Source organism: Shewanella sp. 38A_GOM-205m, from assembly GCF_000518445.1.
GTDB lineage: Bacteria > Pseudomonadota > Gammaproteobacteria > Enterobacterales > Shewanellaceae > Shewanella > Shewanella algae.
Genome location: NZ_KI912437.1, coordinates 77,853 through 94,666 on the forward strand (window position 1 = coordinate 77,853; position 16,814 = coordinate 94,666).

A 16,814-nucleotide genomic window follows, 5' to 3' on the forward strand; every position below is an offset into this window, starting at 1 on the left:
AGCGCCTTTTCCATTTTTACCTAATCAGGCCAGCAGTTTTCTGGCGGCGTTGACCACAATGGAAACCGCACTGACTTCAGTTTGTTTCATTGTTGCCTCATTGGGGATCTCTTGCTGGGTACGGTTGACAATCACACCGGCGACACAAGCGGCGCGCCAGCCTTGAGAGGCACACATGGTGAACAGAGTCGCAGACTCCATTTCATAATTGAGTACGCCCATTTCCTGCCACTCTTTCATTGAACCGGCAAAACGGCGGGTTACCCGGCCACTAACGGTATCATAGCGTTCCTGACCCGGGTAGAAGGTATCAGATGAGGCAGTAACCCCAATGTGTGGTTCAATACCGGCATCACGACAGGCGGCAACCATGGCAGTGGTACATTCGAAGTTAGCCACCGCAGGGAACTCCATTGGCGCAAAGTGCAAACTGGCACCATCGAGACGTACAGAAGCCTGAGTCACAATCACATCACCCACATTCACGTGAGGCTGAATTGCACCTGTGGTACCGACACGCAGGAAAGTATTAACCCCCAGTTGCGCCAATTCCTCCACCGCGATGGAAGTCGAAGGACCACCGATACCGGTAGAGCAAATCACTACCGGCTTACCATCAAGATAAGCCAGATAGCTGGTGTACTCACGATGGCTGGCCAGGAAAGTCGGCTTGTCCATCAGTTCAGCGATACGTTTAACTCGTTCAGGATCGCCAGGCACGATAGCCAGTGTGGCGCCATCCAACATCTGCTTGGTCAAACCCAAGTGAAATACATCAGCCATAGTGAAAACCCCTTTCAATTTTGATTATAAAATTCGTCTTACCGAGACTCTATCCCAGTATGGAAGCGGATAAGATTAACTTGATCACAGATTTTACGGCAATAATTAAATAATCAGCCGTAACAGAGTTACCAAGTTTGCTACGATTGTCTGACTGGTTTTACAACAGATTGTTCGAAAGCATAGCAGTAAAAGGCCTCACTCACCTCCACCAAACGGTTAATCTTTCCATTGATCAAGGTCACATATTCGTCATCCCAAACAGGTTAGGGTTAACAATAATCCCCAAGCCAACAGGAGTGCGCCAATGTTTCCGGAATACCGCGATCTGATCACCAATCTCAAGAGCAGCGATAGCCATTTTCAGAAGCTTTTTGATGAACACAATCTGCTGGATAAAGAGATAAAGAATAAGGAGCAGCAGCTTTCCAGTGAATATACCCAAGAAGTCAAAGAGATGAAAAAGCGCAAACTGGAGCTGAAAGAACAGCTGTACGACATTCTCAAAGCTAACGGTTAATCCAAAACAGACAGGGCGCCACTTGGCGCCCTGTTTAAATCAATCTCAGCAAAAACCTCACTCTTGGCCGAGATTATAAATAGTAGTCTTGCAAGGGTGGGAAACCATTGAAGCACACCGCCGAATATGTGGTGGTATAAGCGCCTGTGGTCAACCAATAGAGCCTGTCACCTATGGCCAGATCCTCTGGCAAACCGTAACTGTACTGTTCATACATGATATCGGCGCTATCACAGGTAGGCCCGGCAATGACGCAAGGTTGCAGCTCCCCTTGAGCCTCAGTGTAAATCGGAAACTTAATCGCTTCGTCCATAGTCTCAATCAACCCGGAAAACTTACCGACATCGGTAAATACCCAGCGCTCCAGTGCCGTGTTGGACTTGCGGCTGATCAATACCACCTCAGAGACCAGCACACCGGCATTGGCAATCAAGGAGCGCCCGGGTTCCAGCACTATCTTGGGCAACTGCTCACCAAAATCCTCTTTGAGGAAGTGAATGATCTGCTCGGCGTAAGTGGTGAGACTATTGGTCCTGTCGATATAGTTGGCCGGAAAGCCGCCGCCCATATTGATCATCTCCAGCACTATGCCATGTTCCTCTTTGAGCCTGTCAAAGATCACCTTAACCTTACCGATTGCCGCATCCCAAGCCCCTATGTCCCGCTGCTGTGAACCCACATGGAATGACAAGCCATAGGGCTTTAGCCCCAACTCATTGGCGAGTACCAAAAGCTCGTAGGCCATCTCATTCTGGCAGCCAAACTTACGCGACAACGGCCAATCGGCGGTTTCTGTACCTTCGGTAAGGATCCGCACATAGACCTTGGCCCCAGGGGCTTCTTCGGCAATCATCCGCAGATCGGCCTCTGAGTCGGAGGCAAACATAGTCACGCCACGCTGGTAGAAGGCTCTGACATCCTTGCGTTTTTTAATGGTGTTGCCATAGCTTATCCGCTCAGGGGAAACACCCAACTCCATCACCATATCCAGCTCATAGATGGAAGCTATGTCAAAATTGGCCCCTTTATCTCGCAGCAAGCTGAGGATCTCAGGTGCCGGGTTGGCCTTCACTGCATAATAAACGCTGGCAAAGGGAAAGCTCTGCACCATATCATCATACTGTTTCGCGATGATCTTGGTATCTATCACCACAAAAGGTGTCACCTTATCATTGGCAAAAGCTTTGATACGCTCAAAGGTTTCATTGTCATAGTAATCAGCAACATCAATAGATTGAAATTGGCTCATTGGCCCTGTGTCTCCTCGACATTCAAGTGCGGCGAACAGCCTCGCCGAAGCGGGTTAAAATCCAGCGCAGTAAACGCTATTTCCGCCCCTCACGCAATGAATTTTTATACATTAAAATCAATTTTTTATTCCTCAAATTCAAACCACAGCAAATATAAAATAAAAGCATTAAGAATCATGTAATTACTAATTTCACCCTCAAATACAAACCATGATTGCTACTCGCTTGAAGGCGCTTCAAAGCAAACGGCTACAGGAACTACCTAAAGCATAGCGGCAAGCAAGAGAGCACGGGATATTCGATTTAATGGAAGAGTATGGCGAGTATTTTGCGATTATTTTCAACCGAGCATCCGGGTAAGCTGAATGCAGATATGTCAGGAACTGCATACTGCATCCTACCGCTGATTTGGAGACTCTATGTCCGCAACACAGATAATGCCGGCGCTGTTTCTGGGCCATGGCAGCCCGATGAACGCCTTACAAAACAACACCACCACAAAGCAGTGGCAAGAGCTGGGACAAACACTCCCCAGGCCCAGAGCGATATTGTTAATTTCGGCCCATTGGCTGACACGGGGCACCGCAATTTCCACTGCAAGCCGGCCGCAAACCATACATGATTTCGGCGGTTTTCCCGCCGAGCTCTTTGCCATGCAGTACCCGGCCGCCGGCGCGCCGGAGTTGGCGGAGCAAATTGCTGCCAGTCTGAGCATTCCTGTCACTCGTATCGACTCGCAAGGGTTGGATCATGGCAGTTGGTCGGCCTTGGTCCACCTTTATCCCGAGGCCGATATTCCGGTATTTCAATTGAGTCTGGATCAAAACCTCAGAGCGCAGCAGCAGTTCCAGGTTGGACGCGAGTTAAGGCGCTGGCGCGAGCAAGGCGTACTGATCATAGGTTCAGGCAATGTGGTCCACAATCTGCGCGCCTTGGCACCAGGCAGCCCACCATTGCCTTGGGCATCCCGCTTTAACCAGGCGGTTGCCGAGGGTTTAATCGCTGAAGAAGATCCGGCGCTGCTGGACTACAAAACCTTGGTCGATGCCGACACGGCCGAGCTGTGTCATCCAACAGATGAGCATCTGCAGCCCCTGTTTTACTTGTTGGGAAGTGCCTTCCCCGGAGAGCGCAGGCTGCTGTTCAACAACAGCCTGGAGATGGGGGCTATCAGTATGTTGAGTCTGCAGCTCGGCTGAAGCTCGAGCTGCGAAGAGCTCAGTCTTGCAACCCGGCGTCTTTGAGAGCCAGCTTCAGGGCTTCGGCGTCATCAAAGTATTGCAGTTTGGTGATGGTCAACTGGTCCAGAGAGATCAGGCTAGCGGCATCCTTGGCGGCGGGCAGTAATTTGCTGATCTCACCCTCTTTGTCCAGGGCAATACTGAAACTCAGATCCCGCATCTGTGGGATGGCAACAAATTTGGCAATCAAGGATGGCATACCGCTGATATCGGCCAGATAAAAGATACCCGCCTGCTGCAACGCCTGATTATCGCGGCCTTCGAGTGCGGTTTTGATGATCTCCCCGCCTTTCATGCTGCGGCCAAACAATAGATACTTGGCTGAAGTGTCCAACACCATGGCGGCTTCATGCTGATCCTGCAGTGAAATCGGTTTCAGCGTATCACCCACGGCATATTCGGAAGCCTGGATCATAGGGCTGACCAGCATGGTCAGACACAGAGAGAGCAGTATTGCAAAAGACCTCATATAGTTCCCTTTTAATTTGCCACAACAAAGAGGCAGAATACCCTGTTATTGAATACAAGTGAGTGACATGACTCAGGAATATTGTTTCCATATCTTGCGGCATTTCAGGAAAGGAGCCAAGCAATGAAGAATACCGGGTTGGAGCTGGAGTTGGCACAGCTGCAAAATGTCTATGATCTGATAACCGAGTTTTTGGTGAAATACAGCTTCCAACTCTTGGGAGCACTGATCATCTTTCTGCTGGGATTGTGGCTGGCCGCCAAGGTAGCCAACACAGTCAGCCGCCAGTTGGAAAAACACAATGTCGACGTCACTCTGGCCACTTTTGTCACTCATTTGGTGCGGATACTGATCATCATAATGATTGCCATCATCGCCTTGGGCAAACTGGGGATCAGCGTCACCCCCATGGTGGCAGCCATAGGTGCCGCGTCACTGGGCGCCGGTTTGGCAATTCAGGGCATGCTGTCCAACTATGCCGCCGGGGTGACCATTATAGTCACCCGTCCCTTTATCGTGGGCAATACCATCACGGTCAAAGGAGTCACAGGCCTGGTCAAGGATATTCGCCTGGGGCTGACCATACTCACCAACGAGGAGGGCGAGCAGATCAGCATTCCCAACAAACACATTATCGGCGAGATACTGCACAACTCCTTTGCCAACAAATTGGTAGAAACCCACTTCAATATCGACTATAAAGCCGATCCCCAGCAGGCGATAGCCATAGCTCAGGCGGTGCTCGGCAGCCATCCCAGTGTCGATGCCAACTCCCCATCACAGGTGGGTATCAATGGTTTCAACAGCACAGGCATAGATATAGGTGTGCGCTATTGGGTCCCAACTGCCAGCTATTTTCAGGATAAGTACCAAATAAATCTGCAAATCTGGCAAGGTCTGCAACAAGCAGGGATCCAGATCCCCTGTCCGGCACGGGACATAAGGATCACGGAGCGGCAAGAGGACTGATCACAAGCCTCTTTGCCACTCGGCTCGCAGGGCGAAGCGTCCTGCGAGCGCCTCCTCAACCGTCGCCAACAACCTGGCCTTATCCCGCCCAAGTATGCCTTTCAACACCAAATAATTGGAAGCATGATCCGAGCGGAAAATGGTCTGCTCTAACTCCAACTCCTGCAGCAAATAACGCATCTCCTGCAACAGTTGTCTTTGGTCCGGCATTTGAAAGTTGCCATCAAACGCACTATCCATTCTTTCCTTGCCAAGTGGCAGAGTCACCACCAGTGTGCTGAGATAATCCGGCTGCGCCGCATTCATCAGTCGCGCCGAATTAAGTGCGTGCTGCTTTGATAAAGCCACGCCACCCAGACCATTGAGTATCATCACAGATGACTTTATTCCGGCGGCACGAATTTTCTCCAGCGCCGCCAGCGAGGAGGCGTAACTCTCACCCTTGCCAATACGGGTCAGCACCTGATCATCACCACTCTCGCAACCGACATACAGTAAGGACAACTTGAGTTGCCGCAACCGTAGTAGCTGCTCCACACTCTTGTTGTCTAGGTTGCGCGGCAAACAATAGCTACTGATGCGACTGACATTGGGCAAGTAGTGATGAATGAGCTCACAAATCTGTTCCAGCCTGGCAAACGGCAACGTCATGGCATCACCATCGGCCAGAAACACCCGGTTCACCTCGGCGCCGGAAGCCGCTACCCGGCGCAGGTCTGCTTCCACCTTTTCCAACTTGAACGCCCTGAAACGCTTCTGCTCCTGGGTATACATGTCGCAAAAGGCGCAGCGATTCCAGCTGCAACCATTGGTCACCTGCAGTATGAGAGATTTCCACTCCGATGGCGGCCGAAACACAGGTTCAATATATGACAACATGCTGCTCCTTGTTTATGACTCAATCGATTTTGCCCCTGTTACCGGAGGCGGCAGGCTTAAGCCTTGAGGTTAATCCCGAAGCACTAATTTGCATATTTTTTGCCCAAAGTCATATTTTACCCCGTGCAAGCCTGTTATATTAGCCGAATACGTAACAACTGCAGCGCCTTATAGTCCGCGAGTGCCAACCTGGGGTAAGAATCACTATGATCGCCACACAAGTACCTGACAGACGAATGCCGGATGCCGACCAGGTCAGCAATAGCATTCATTGGCATGCCATGACTGCCGAGCAACAACTCGCCTTCTATCGCTTACAGGGATATGGTTATCGCTTGCTGTTTGTACGTAACCTGCTCAGTGGCCCGTTGGCCATCATAGTCCAGCATGCGCAGCTGGCGACCATCTCCTCGGCAGGTGAGCTGGACCTGCAGCCGGACATTCGCCTCCGAGCCTGAAAAATGCCCCTAACGGGGCATTTTTAGTTGCAGCTGTTTTCAACTCATACCAGAAATATCAGACGATGATTTCCTGATAAGTCTCTACATGATGGGACTCTACCAGCTCAGGCATCTGCTGATGGAAATAGTGCTGGATGGCGTCTTTGGCGCAGTGCTGATCGAAAGATTCGATGTCGACAAACTTCTCAACGAAAGTGATCCTGCGCGGCTCATCGCGACTCTGATTCAATTCGTAGCGAATGCAGCCATCCTCCTTGCGGGTGTCCGGGATCAGCGCTCCCAGAGCCTCAATCAAGGCCTGCTCCTTACCCGGCTTGGCCAGAAAGCTGGCCACACAAACGATTTGACGCTGGTTTATACGATATAACGACATTCAAGTGTCCTTCTTTTGAGAGTGCAACAACATATCCAGATGGGGAATGCCATCTTCCAGATAGACCTCTGAAACCGCTTCAAACCCCAAACTCTGATAAAACGCCCGCAGATACTCCTGCGCACCAATCTTGATATCTTCAGCGGGCCACAGCTTATGGCAGCCGCCAATCGCTTCCTGCATCAGTTGTCTGGCACGGCCACCACCTCGGGCCTTGGCCGCAACGGCCACCCGGCCGATACTGACCTGGGAATAACTGACCCCGGCAGGCAGCAGCCTGGCATAGGCCAATAGCTCTCCGGAACTGCTGCGGCCAAGTAGGTGCATGGCCCCAGCCGCTCTGTCTTTTTCATCCAACTCTGGGTAGGGACAATTTTGCTCTACCACAAAGATATCCACCCTGAGTTTCATCAATTCATAGAGGGTGTCCAGGGTTAACTCAGCAAAGGGTAATAATTGCCACTGCACGGATAGTACTCTGTTATTTATCGGGAACTCAGCCTACACCAGTCTGAAATTCGGCGCAAAAAAATGCCCGCAACGGGGCGGGCCAAAGGGTATGAAGAAAATGTTTCGGATTACGCCTGAGGTGCCGCCTTACGGATAGACAGCACGGCCACCACGGCAAGAACCAACAGGCAGCCCATGATAAAAAACACATCGTTGTAGGCCTGTACATAGGCTTGTTGGGTCATGGTCTGCGCTAATAAGGCCTTGGCTTGTGCCGAAGCCGTGACCGGATCTGAGCCGGCTGCCTGCAACAGCGCCGCGTTGGCGTTGAGCGCCTCATAGGCTCCGGCACTCACGGCGGGCACGGTTTCCTTGATATGCGCCAGATGCATTCTGGAAAGGTTGTCTGTCAGAGTCGCCACCAGCGCAATCCCAAAGGCGCCGCCCAGGTTGCGCACCACATTGAGCACGGTCGACGCAGATGGCGTTTGCTCAGGCTTGAGATGCATGGTCGCCAGGATCCCAATCGGCACCATGATAAAGGGCTGTCCCAAGGCTCTAACCACCTGCGACGCTATCATTTGCGGTCCGGCATAATCCATGGTCATATGGCTGTTCATGTAATAGCTGAGCGCCAACATGGCAAAACCGAACGCCGCCAGGTAACGGCCGTCAACTTTCTGCATTAGTCTCGGCACCAGTGGCAACACCAGGAGCTGCGGAAATCCCATCCACATAATGACCTCACCGATTTCCAACGGGCTGTAGTCATGTAGCTGCGACAGAAACAGCGGGATCATATAGATGGCACCAAACAGCGCCGCCCCCAATAGGAAATAGGCTAAGGTAGAAATAGCAAAGTCTCTCTGCCCAAGAAGCCTTAAATTCACCAAAGGTGCAGACTTGCGCAGTTGGATCCAGATAAACAGGCAGATATTGATTGCCGCTATGATGGCCAGATTACGGATCAAATCCGAGCCAAACCAATCCTTGCGATTACCTTCCTCCAACACCACTTCCAAGCATCCCATCCCCAGCGCCATAGTCACTATCCCGGAATAGTCGGCGTTGCTGAGTTTGTCCCAGAGAATCGGCTTCTTCTCCAAACCGTAGGCCAACATGGCCATCACCACCAAGCCAGGGGGAAGATTAATGTAAAACAGATAGTGCCAGCTGAGGTGTTCGGTCAACCAGCCGCCCAGAGTGGGGCCAATGGAAGGCGCAAAAGTTGCCGTTACCCCAAACAATGCCATACCGACGGCGCGTTTTTCAGTGGGCAAGCATTCGAGAATCAAGCGAAACGCCAGAGGAATAAGGGCGCCACCAAAGAAACCCTGCAGTGCCCGAAAGGCGATCATCGCCTCCAAATTCCAGGCAAATGAACAGAGCAACGAAGCCACAATAAAGGCCAGCGCGTTCCAAAGCAGATAGCGCCGCACCGACAGACCTGTGCTCAACCAGCCGGACAGGGGAATGGCTATCATCTCGGCCACCAGATAGGCGGTCGAGATCCAGGATCCCTCTTCCAACGTGGCCCCCAGACTACCCTGGATCTCCTTCATCGACGCATTGGTGATCTGAATATCCAGAATCGCCATAAAGGCGCCAATCAGGCCGCCGAATACGGCTATCCAGGCGCGGCGCGAGCCGGGTCCATAGCTGTCATCCTGCGACGCGGCAGTGGCTGCTGTGATTGCAACTTGAGTCATCTGAGTTCAAGCTTCAGCGGCGGGCGATGGCATCAAGGGTGCCACCGGTCTCGGTATCAACACTGACGACAGCACTGAGTCCGGGCATCACTCTGGCATCTTCTTCTGCCAACTGCAGGCGGATCCTTACCGGGATCCTCTGAACTATCTTGGTGAAGTTACCCGTGGCATTTTCCGCCGGTAACAGACTGAATTTGGCGCCGGAGGCCGGTGACAGGCTATCGATAACACCAGTAAAGGTTTTGTCGGGAAACGCATCGAGCTTTACCTGCACCGGCTGACCGGGCTGCATATGCTGGATCTGGGTCTCTTTGAAGTTCGCCGTGATCCATACGGCCCCATCCGGCACCAAACTGAACAGCGACTGCCCCGGCTGGACGTATTGCCCCACCATGGCGCCGCGTTTGCCCACAACTCCAGAAAATGGAGCCCGCACCTGAGTATCAGCCAGTTGAATTTTAGCCAGTTCCAAACTCGCACCCGCTTCCTGACTCTTGGCCTCGGCCTGGGTTAATTGGGCATTAAACACTGCCAGTTCCCGCTCTTTGGCATTGAGTGCGGCTTTGGCTTCATCCAGACGAGCCGCGGCAGAATCGGCAGCGGCCGTCAGCTGATCCACATCATCCTGGGAACTGTAATTTTTCTGTCTGAGTTTTTCGGAGCGCTCCAATTGCTGACGGGCACGATGCAAATCTGACTCGGCGGCGACCACTCCAGCCTTGGCCTGAGTGATCAGTGCCTGCTGCAGATCAACCTTGGCAGCCAAAGTGGTCAATTCGGCTTTGGCACTGTCCAGTGCCGCCTGCTCCTGCGACAACTTGGCCTGATACTGACTGTCTTCCAGTTGTGCCAGCAACTGCCCTGCTTCTACGTGCCGGTTGTCTGTAATATCGGTTTTAACCACATAACCCGGCACCTTTACACTCAGGTGAGAAATGTCGGTTTCAACATAAGCGTTGTCTGTAGTTTCGATAAATCTGAGTTGCTGATACCAGTACCAACCGCCGACCAAGATGGCCACCAGTAGCACAGATCCCCCAATCAGCATCTTGGGCTTCAACATAATTAGACTCCTGAATTTTGGAGTGGTATTTTACAACTGTCTCAGCAGATTTATTAGATGCCATACACTCAACCCACTGTTTCACAGGTGTAACAATAATATGGATCTCAATCGGGTACAGATTTTTGCGCAAGTTGTTGATAAAGGAAGCTTTACTGCCGCAGCCAAGGCGATGGGCATCACCAAAGCGACCGTCAGCCGTAAGATAGCCGAGTTGGAGCACAGCACAGGGGTACAGCTGTTGTTGCGCACCACACGTAGCCTGAAACTGACTGAGGCAGGTTCAATTTACTTCAACAAAGTCAATAAAATACTCACAGATTTACGCAGCGCCGAAGATCAACTCAGCGCCAGCCAACAGACAATCCGTGGTAATTTGCGTATCGTTTGCCCGATAGAGTTTGGCCAACAGGCACTCGGTCCTGTGATAGCCAGGTTTCTGGAAGACTATCCGCAAATGCAGATAGAAGCCGAGCTGACCAACCGCAAGGTGGATATGGTCGAAGAAGGTGTCGATGTGATGTTTCATGTCCAGGGATTGGATGACCCGAGACTGGAACACTTTCGCCTGGTACATGCCCACAAGGTGTTGATGGCCAGCCCGGAATATCTAGAGAGGTTTGGCACGCCAACGACACCCGACGAACTGCTTAACCACAGAGGAATACGCCTGGCATCGCCTTACATAGATGGCAATTGGCGGATTTTTGATGGCAAGCAATGGCAAGAGATAATCCCCGACTGTCGCTTGCAGGTCAACAATATCACCCTAGCCAGAGAAGCCGCCATAGATGGCCTTGGGATCGCCAGCCTACCTATGATGATCGCCCATGATGCGCTGCAACGGGGTGACTTGTTGCCGATACTGCAGGATTTTCCCATGGAACATGTCACCATCAATCTCATCTACCCCAAGCGTGCCTATCTACCGAGAAAGTGCCGCACCTTTGTTGAATACTTTTATGAGGCGCTATTTCAGCGCTGGGGCAGTCTGGTACTGGACATCCCTCCCTATGTCATTCCCCCGGAGAATTTGGCCCAGATGACCCCGACCAATATCTGCTGTGACCAATGAGGGTTTGCTTTTCCGATCTCCTTGGGCTATGGTGAGGGCCAGTTAGATTTTTTCCCTTATTTTTAAGTGCTTGCACTTGCATTGATGTTGCGGAGTCTCATTATGTACAGTCACACTTTACCTCTCAAGAGCACTTCACTGACATTTCCAGTGTAAGCCGGGTGCGGCCACGCATCCGGCAGTAGCAAAGTTTTCTATTCATTTTCCGTTTCAGCCTGTGAGGTTGTGGTGGTGTATAAATCTTTGTCTGCACTGGCAGATCTATTTTCATTCAAAACATCGCAGCTCTATCTGCAAAACTCGTTCAATGTGTCTTTGAGGCCACTGACCCTGGCATCGGTGATCGCCAGGCTGGCACAGCCCTGTCCCGGCGGCGGTGTGGTGCACCCGGGAACCAAGGCGCGTCTACAAAACCTCAAAACCGGCGAGTTTCTGGAGGTGGAGTTGGTTTATCCACAACAACATGATCCCGACTCCGGCCGCTACTCTGTATTGTCCGATCTGGGTGAGGCCCTGCTCGGATGTACGCTGGATGATCTGATTGAAGTGGATGTACCGGGTGGTCCTGTGCTGTTTCAGATCCTGTCCCTGAACCAGCCAAGGCCCTGCCTGCCGGCCTGATTGCATGCTTATTGACGCTTAAAAAGAGGAGACAGTGCCTTGAAGTGTTTAACTCAGCCGTGAATGGCCCGGACAGGATGATCCGGGGTTTGGCTTAATCCTCGACGGCCACCGCCTCTTTCCCGGTCGGTCGAAGGGGAAACAGCCCTCTCTCTGGCAAAGCGGCGGCGTAGAGAGAGGTCATTGAAGAGGAGATACGCTCATGAGTAAAGAAAAAGCAAAGAAAAAACCGACTAAATCCCTGAAAGAAAAACGACGGGAAAAACGCGAAAAACGCGCAGATCAGGAGTAATCCCAAACTACTCCTTAGGGAAGGTGCAAATAAGTCCCATGTGTGCTCTGCGTCGGCTTACAGGCCTGAATGCAAGGCGTGGTTCGCAGCAAATGGCCCTAGTCCTTTGCAAGAAACACAACATAGCAGGCAGGCCTGTAAGCCACGCCCTTCGGGGCTTGCACAGCAATCGGCTCTCTGCGTTATCCGACTTCGACAGGCCCCGGCATGCCTTCAGTCAGATGCCTTGAACGCCAATTGCTGTGTAAGCCAGAGTGCCACGAGGACTTGTTCGCACCTTCCTTAGTTTCGAGCCACCTTTTGGGCGCCTTAGGGCGCCCCTTTTTTCAAGGCAAGACAAGCGCACTTCCTTGGGCCAGCTGTTGCCTGTAGGCCTGCGGTGTACAACCTGCGTACTTGCGAAACAGGCTGATAAAGGGCGAAGTCTGGTGGTAACCCAACGTCAGTGCCACCTCCTTCACTGAAATCGCTTGTCGCAGCAGCTGCAAACTGTGGATAAAGCGATAGCGTTGCCGCCACTCGGTATAGTTCATTCCAAGCCTTGCCTGGCACAAACGCGCCAAAGTGCGTTCTGTGGTACCTAAGGTATTGGCCCAGGCGGCAAAACTGCGCCCGCCCTCAGGCTCGGCTTCCAGCTCGGCAGCTATGGCCAGCAACATGGGATGGTCGGTTACCGGTAAAAAGGGTTGCACTTCCCTGGCCTGACTCAGCTGATCCAACAACACCTTAAGCAGTCTTTGATCCTCAGGTGTATGTGCCAGCTCGACACCTCTTGAGTTCAAGTCCATCAAAATAGCTTCCGCTATCGGGCTCAACTCCAGCAGGCAGATATGCTTGGGCAACCCGGCAGCCAGTTCCAGTGGCACATTCATTGAACTGTACTGCACGCAGCGGCGCATGTAGCTCTCATGCTTTACTCCGGCCGGGATCCAGATACCGCACTGCGACAACGACATAAAGCGCCGTCCTTGAGCCACCAGCTCCATCAAACCGCCGCGGCTCAGTTGCAGTTGCCCCCATACATGACTGTGCATAGGCGTCAGCGTATCGGGTGAGAATTGCTGGTAGTAGAAGAATACCTGCGAGCCGTCACCGGGATGCTGCTCAGGTGGATGATAGATATTGGCCATATACAAATGTCCGAAGGCGGGTTGACTTTGTCTGATAACAGATATGTATATCACATAAGACGTGGAATAATCTGCCCCGTATTATCCAACCCAGGTTTGTCTGTTGAGCCTTGCTCGTAGTTCTGAGGAGCCCTGTTTTGTATCTGTTTCCCTTGTTGGCCGTAGCCATCTGGGCCGGCAATAGTCTGGTCAATAAACTTTCCGCCGGTGTCATAGCGCCGGAAGCCATCTCTTTCTACCGTTGGGCTTTTGCACTTTTGCTCTTGACCCCAGTGCTGCTCCCCGGGGTTTGGCGCCGCCGCGCCATGATCCGTCCCCATCTTGGTAAACTCGCCGTGCTGGCAAGCCTGGGAATGGTGCTGAACCAAAGTCTGGCGTATTTTGCCGCAGCGACCACCAGCGCCACCAATATGGCGCTGATCACCTCTCTGGTGCCGGTTCTCAGCCTGTTACTGGCGGTGCCTTTGCTCGGGGTGAGGCTCTCCAAATTGGCACTGCTGGGCGCCTTTGTCTCCTTCAGCGGTTTGCTGTTTATGCTCAGCCAAGGCGACTTGGCCAGGCTGTCTACCTCAGTGGTACCCGGCGATCTCTTGTTGTTGCTGGCCGCCGTGGTCTACGCCCTCTATGGCGTGCTGTTAAAACGCTGGTCGCTGCAACTGCCGACCTGGGACTTGCTGTATATGCAGATACTTTTCGCCGTGTTCATGCTGTCGCCCCTGCTGCTCTTTGCCAGCAGTATCAGCATCACTCAGGCTTCACTGCCATTGATAGCCTATGCCGCTATCTGTGCCTCGATTCTGGCGCCCTGGGCCTGGATCAAGGCGATTGCCCTGCTGGGCACAGAGAGAACCGCCATCTTTATGAACCTGATGCCAATCTTCACCGCAGTGCTGGCATCCACGTTACTGGGTGAGCAGTTGGGAGTCCCTCACTATGTCGGCGGTGCCTTGGTGCTGACCGGGGTCAGCCTGGTGCAGTACCGTGCAAGACGCCCAAGAGCCATGCTCAAGGCGGAAGCACTTTAAAGAAGGGTTGTGATTCGCCCAGGCTTTCACTCGCTCTCTCACACAATCTTTCGCACGGCCCTGGCCACTTTGTAGTGAAATACTCTTAGGAAATTCTCGCAAAGGACCAGGGCTATTGGCTGCGAAACACGGCTTGCATATAGGCATGCAAGCCGACGCACAGCACAGATAAAACTTGTTCGCGCTCCTTAGTCAAATACCATCTCAAAAACAAAGCGTTATTCTCAAATATTCTATTGAAGCCGACAGCAGTATTTCGGTAACAGGCGTAAAATATCCGAGTCGGCCCTGGCCGACCAACTGGTTGAATCACGCCGGTGTCTGACTGACCGGTATGCCAGCTGTAAGTGGATCTTAAATTGCAGGAAGCGGGGAGATAAACCCCAGCCAGGCTTTCGCTATCAATGGAATAAACACCATGAAAGAGCACAGAAACAGCAAAGAGCAAAAGAAGAAACCCATGCACTCCGCCAAGGAGAAGCGGGCCGCCAAAATGGCCAAGAAACAGGCCAAACTCAATCCTGTGGAGAATATCAAACAAGGCAAATGACCCCCTCCCTTCACAGCCCCTGTTTGGCAATAGATAAAACGAAAGGCGCTCAATCGAGCGCCTTTCCCTTGTGCAGTGGAGTGTCAGCCGGAGCAGCAATCCCGCCGCAGCCAACGCCTGGGGATCTTGTCGTAAATCACCTTGGCCATCAGCAGCGCCAGAATAATCCCCGACCAATTGACCACAGCCTGTGGCAGTAACTGGTGCTCTTCCCCTATCTGCGGCATCACTTCAAAACCAAAGTTCGCCACCAGCAGGTTCACCAGCATTCCGGCCAGCAGCGCCACCCCGAGTACCCCGCCAAGATAGCCGTAAAGCGCCCGTTTACCCATCTCTTTGGCTACTACGCCTAGGGTGGCTATGTTGGTAGCTGGTCCCGCCAGCATAAACACCAATACAGCGCCCGGAGAAACCCCGGCCAGCAGCAAACCTGCCGCTATCGGCGTCGAAGCTGTGGCACAGATATACATGGGGATGGAGATGAGAACCATCACCAACATGGCCAGAATACCGCCGCCCCATTGGGCCAGGAAGTCTCCCGGAACATAGGTCTGTACCAGCGCGGCAAAGAATAACCCCACCAGCAACCAGATGGCGGTGTCACGCACCAGATCCGTGGCAGCATACTTAAGACCGGCCAGCACTCTATGCAAGACAGACTTCGACTTGAGTTCAGCCGCCATATCGTCACTGTCGCAGCAGTTCGAGGCCGATTGCGATGATGAACAACATGAAGCCGTCGCTACCTTAGGTTGAGAGCAGCAGGACTGAGTGGCTTCTTCCTTGACCGAAGAGCAACAAGACCCGCCGACGGTGCTGGCCTTAGCGGTACTGATCTTAGCCGTACTGCAGCAGTCTGCCTCTTGCACCTTGGCCGGGGCACAGCAGGAACTCTGAGCTTGTGTCGGCGCGGCCTTGAGAGGACTGTAGTTGGCGGCGGCTGCCGGCTTGAACTGAGCCACTGTTTTGGCTTGAGCCTTCTCCGGCTCGCTCTTCTTCACTACCTCAGAGGGCAAAACCGGCTCATCATCGCGGCCAACCAACAAACCCGCCACTATGGCACTGCATACCGCGGCAATAGGTCTGACAATCGCCATAAAGGGGCCGAGCAGAACATAGGACACAGTGACCGAATCGACACCGGTTTCAGGGGTCGATACCAGAAAAGAGGTGGTGGCCGCCTTGGAGGCGCCACTGCGTCTCAGGCCAACGGCGGCCGGGATAACGCCGCAGGAACACAGCGGCAAAGGCGCGCCCAGCAGGGCCGCCTTGACAGTGGTCTTGAGGCCATGGCCCCCCAATTGTTTTTGCATCCAGCTCATGGGAACAAAAACCTTCAGCAGCCCCGCCAGCACCAGCCCCAATAGCAGCCAGGGTGCCGACTCGAGAAACAGCTCAATAAAATTATCCATCAACATGATTTTGCGCCCCTACTTACACGGCTATTGGCATGACTGTGATTGTGACCCTTGCCGGTTTCGACTCTGGGGGACAGCTCATCGTCACAGGACTCCAACGCCTCCAAAATCGAACAATGCTCGGCACTTTCAGGGCCGCCACAGCAAGTATCCGACAGTAACTGCAAAGACTGGCGGAACTGATTAAGCTCGGCAATTTTCTGCTGCACCTTATCCAACTTGTCGTCCACCATGCCTTTGACATCGCTGCAGGCACGGTTGGACTTATCCAGTTCAATGGACAAGAGTTCGGCTATCTCCCCCAGGGTAAAACCCACCGCCTTGGCCCTGAGAATAAACTTCAGCCGCTCGGCATCCCTGTCGCTGTAGACCCGGTAACCGGAGTCGGTGCGCATAGAGGGTGCCAGCAGGCCGTGTTTCTCGTAAAACCTCAGGGTATCGGCCTTGATATCAAAGCGCTTGGCCAGTTCACCTATCCTGTACATATGCAGTTCCTGCTAATAATTCCTATTCAAGTATAAAGCTTAGAGCTTAAT

General features: G+C 52.7%; 19 protein-coding genes. 8 read left to right on the top strand and 11 right to left on the bottom strand.

What is annotated here, in order from left to right; translation table 11 throughout:
• Positions 1-24: 24 nt before the first annotated feature.
• Positions 25-783: a uridine phosphorylase gene (udp, locus tag N512_RS0119425; protein WP_025011557.1), complete on the bottom strand. Its 759-nt coding sequence runs from the start codon at positions 781-783 to the stop codon at positions 25-27.
• A gap of 307 nt (positions 784-1,090) precedes the next feature.
• On the opposite strand from udp, the gene N512_RS0119430 reads away from it, so the two are divergent.
• Positions 1,091-1,303, top strand: coding sequence for a YdcH family protein (locus N512_RS0119430; protein WP_025011556.1), 213 nt, complete (start codon positions 1,091-1,093; stop codon positions 1,301-1,303).
• Positions 1,304-1,376: 73 nt separating this feature from the next.
• On the opposite strand, the gene N512_RS0119435 is transcribed toward N512_RS0119430, so the two are convergent.
• Positions 1,377-2,552, bottom strand: a complete 1,176-nt coding sequence (locus N512_RS0119435; RefSeq protein ID WP_028781369.1) for a type III PLP-dependent enzyme — start codon at positions 2,550-2,552, stop codon at positions 1,377-1,379.
• A gap of 420 nt (positions 2,553-2,972) precedes the next feature.
• On the opposite strand from N512_RS0119435, the gene ygiD reads away from it, so the two are divergent.
• Positions 2,973-3,752, top strand: a complete 780-nt coding sequence (gene ygiD, locus N512_RS0119440; protein ID WP_028781370.1) for a 4,5-DOPA dioxygenase extradiol — start codon at positions 2,973-2,975, stop codon at positions 3,750-3,752.
• Between the two features lie 19 nt (positions 3,753-3,771).
• On the opposite strand, the gene N512_RS0119445 is transcribed toward ygiD, so the two are convergent.
• The gene (locus tag N512_RS0119445) at positions 3,772-4,263 is read right to left on the bottom strand and encodes a hypothetical protein (protein ID WP_028781371.1); all 492 of its coding nucleotides are present in this window, start codon (positions 4,261-4,263) and stop codon (positions 3,772-3,774) included.
• A gap of 123 nt (positions 4,264-4,386) precedes the next feature.
• On the opposite strand from N512_RS0119445, the gene N512_RS0119450 reads away from it, so the two are divergent.
• Positions 4,387-5,232 carry a mechanosensitive ion channel family protein gene (locus N512_RS0119450; protein WP_025011552.1) on the top strand — a complete coding sequence of 282 codons (846 nt, stop codon included), beginning with the start codon at positions 4,387-4,389 and terminating at the stop codon, positions 5,230-5,232.
• On the opposite strand, the gene N512_RS0119455 is transcribed toward N512_RS0119450, so the two are convergent.
• Positions 5,233-6,111: a radical SAM protein gene (locus N512_RS0119455; protein WP_028781372.1), complete on the bottom strand. Its 879-nt coding sequence runs from the start codon at positions 6,109-6,111 to the stop codon at positions 5,233-5,235.
• 206 nt (positions 6,112-6,317) lie between these two features.
• On the opposite strand from N512_RS0119455, the gene N512_RS0119460 reads away from it, so the two are divergent.
• On the top strand, positions 6,318-6,569 hold the full coding sequence (locus N512_RS0119460) for a hypothetical protein (protein ID WP_037475693.1): 252 nt from the start codon (positions 6,318-6,320) through the stop codon (positions 6,567-6,569).
• A gap of 58 nt (positions 6,570-6,627) precedes the next feature.
• Here N512_RS0119460 and N512_RS0119465 read toward each other — a convergent pair whose 3' ends face one another.
• From N512_RS0119465 to N512_RS0119480, 4 genes are all read right to left on the bottom strand, one after another.
• Positions 6,628-6,945, bottom strand: a complete 318-nt coding sequence (locus N512_RS0119465) for a putative quinol monooxygenase (protein ID WP_025011549.1) — start codon at positions 6,943-6,945, stop codon at positions 6,628-6,630.
• Positions 6,946-7,413, bottom strand: a complete 468-nt coding sequence (locus N512_RS0119470; RefSeq protein ID WP_025011548.1) for a GNAT family N-acetyltransferase — start codon at positions 7,411-7,413, stop codon at positions 6,946-6,948. It lies immediately after the preceding gene.
• A gap of 110 nt (positions 7,414-7,523) precedes the next feature.
• Positions 7,524-9,104, bottom strand: a complete 1,581-nt coding sequence (locus N512_RS0119475) for a DHA2 family efflux MFS transporter permease subunit (RefSeq protein WP_025011547.1) — start codon at positions 9,102-9,104, stop codon at positions 7,524-7,526.
• A gap of 13 nt (positions 9,105-9,117) precedes the next feature.
• Positions 9,118-10,167: an HlyD family secretion protein gene (locus N512_RS0119480; RefSeq protein ID WP_028781374.1), complete on the bottom strand. Its 1,050-nt coding sequence runs from the start codon at positions 10,165-10,167 to the stop codon at positions 9,118-9,120.
• Between the two features lie 100 nt (positions 10,168-10,267).
• Between N512_RS0119480 and N512_RS0119485 the strand changes: the two genes are divergently transcribed.
• The gene (locus N512_RS0119485) at positions 10,268-11,242 is read left to right on the top strand and encodes a LysR family transcriptional regulator (RefSeq protein WP_028781375.1); all 975 of its coding nucleotides are present in this window, start codon (positions 10,268-10,270) and stop codon (positions 11,240-11,242) included.
• Between the two features lie 243 nt (positions 11,243-11,485).
• Positions 11,486-11,863 (top strand): GreA/GreB family elongation factor, encoded by a 378-nt coding sequence (locus N512_RS0119490; protein ID WP_028781376.1) that lies wholly within the window; start codon positions 11,486-11,488, stop codon positions 11,861-11,863.
• A gap of 618 nt (positions 11,864-12,481) precedes the next feature.
• On the opposite strand, the gene N512_RS0119500 is transcribed toward N512_RS0119490, so the two are convergent.
• Positions 12,482-13,285, bottom strand: a complete 804-nt coding sequence (locus tag N512_RS0119500; protein WP_028781377.1) for an AraC family transcriptional regulator — start codon at positions 13,283-13,285, stop codon at positions 12,482-12,484.
• Between the two features lie 137 nt (positions 13,286-13,422).
• On the opposite strand from N512_RS0119500, the gene N512_RS0119505 reads away from it, so the two are divergent.
• Together N512_RS0119505 and N512_RS24800 are read left to right on the top strand one after the other, a co-directional pair.
• Entirely contained in the window at positions 13,423-14,310 is an 888-nt protein-coding gene (locus tag N512_RS0119505) for a DMT family transporter (protein ID WP_231473630.1), read from the top strand.
• A gap of 418 nt (positions 14,311-14,728) precedes the next feature.
• Positions 14,729-14,860 carry a hypothetical protein gene (locus tag N512_RS24800; protein WP_096141150.1) on the top strand — a complete coding sequence of 44 codons (132 nt, stop codon included), beginning with the start codon at positions 14,729-14,731 and terminating at the stop codon, positions 14,858-14,860.
• An 83-nt stretch (positions 14,861-14,943) separates the two neighbouring features.
• On the opposite strand, the gene N512_RS0119515 is transcribed toward N512_RS24800, so the two are convergent.
• Together N512_RS0119515 and zntR are read right to left on the bottom strand one after the other, a co-directional pair.
• Entirely contained in the window at positions 14,944-16,278 is a 1,335-nt protein-coding gene (locus N512_RS0119515; RefSeq protein WP_028781379.1) for an SO_0444 family Cu/Zn efflux transporter, read from the bottom strand.
• A complete protein-coding gene (gene zntR / locus N512_RS0119520) occupies positions 16,272-16,763 on the bottom strand; it encodes a Zn(2+)-responsive transcriptional regulator (RefSeq protein ID WP_028781380.1) in 492 nt (163 codons plus the stop codon). Before zntR ends, N512_RS0119515 begins: the two co-directional genes overlap by 7 nt.
• Between the last annotated feature and the right edge of the window lie 51 nt (positions 16,764-16,814).

What these genes read in the sequence shown, in the direction of transcription:
- ygiD (WP_028781370.1), top strand. Translation starts at nt 2,973, where the DNA reads ATGTCCGCAACACAGATAATGCCGGCGCTGTTTCTGGGCCATGGCAGC.
- N512_RS24800 (WP_096141150.1), top strand. Translation starts at nt 14,729, where the DNA reads ATGAAAGAGCACAGAAACAGCAAAGAGCAAAAGAAGAAACCCATGCAC.
- N512_RS0119455 (WP_028781372.1), bottom strand. Translation starts at nt 6,111, where the DNA reads ATGTTGTCATATATTGAACCTGTGTTTCGGCCGCCATCGGAGTGGAAA.
- N512_RS0119485 (WP_028781375.1), top strand. Translation starts at nt 10,268, where the DNA reads ATGGATCTCAATCGGGTACAGATTTTTGCGCAAGTTGTTGATAAAGGA.
- N512_RS0119460 (WP_037475693.1), top strand. Translation starts at nt 6,318, where the DNA reads ATGATCGCCACACAAGTACCTGACAGACGAATGCCGGATGCCGACCAG.
- zntR (WP_028781380.1), bottom strand. Translation starts at nt 16,763, where the DNA reads ATGTACAGGATAGGTGAACTGGCCAAGCGCTTTGATATCAAGGCCGAT.
- N512_RS0119450 (WP_025011552.1), top strand. Translation starts at nt 4,387, where the DNA reads ATGAAGAATACCGGGTTGGAGCTGGAGTTGGCACAGCTGCAAAATGTC.
- N512_RS0119445 (WP_028781371.1), bottom strand. Translation starts at nt 4,263, where the DNA reads ATGAGGTCTTTTGCAATACTGCTCTCTCTGTGTCTGACCATGCTGGTC.
- N512_RS0119475 (WP_025011547.1), bottom strand. Translation starts at nt 9,104, where the DNA reads ATGACTCAAGTTGCAATCACAGCAGCCACTGCCGCGTCGCAGGATGAC.
- N512_RS0119430 (WP_025011556.1), top strand. Translation starts at nt 1,091, where the DNA reads ATGTTTCCGGAATACCGCGATCTGATCACCAATCTCAAGAGCAGCGAT.
- N512_RS0119480 (WP_028781374.1), bottom strand. Translation starts at nt 10,167, where the DNA reads ATGTTGAAGCCCAAGATGCTGATTGGGGGATCTGTGCTACTGGTGGCC.
- N512_RS0119500 (WP_028781377.1), bottom strand. Translation starts at nt 13,285, where the DNA reads ATGGCCAATATCTATCATCCACCTGAGCAGCATCCCGGTGACGGCTCG.
- udp (WP_025011557.1), bottom strand. Translation starts at nt 783, where the DNA reads ATGGCTGATGTATTTCACTTGGGTTTGACCAAGCAGATGTTGGATGGC.
- N512_RS0119465 (WP_025011549.1), bottom strand. Translation starts at nt 6,945, where the DNA reads ATGTCGTTATATCGTATAAACCAGCGTCAAATCGTTTGTGTGGCCAGC.
- N512_RS0119515 (WP_028781379.1), bottom strand. Translation starts at nt 16,278, where the DNA reads ATGTTGATGGATAATTTTATTGAGCTGTTTCTCGAGTCGGCACCCTGG.
- N512_RS0119435 (WP_028781369.1), bottom strand. Translation starts at nt 2,552, where the DNA reads ATGAGCCAATTTCAATCTATTGATGTTGCTGATTACTATGACAATGAA.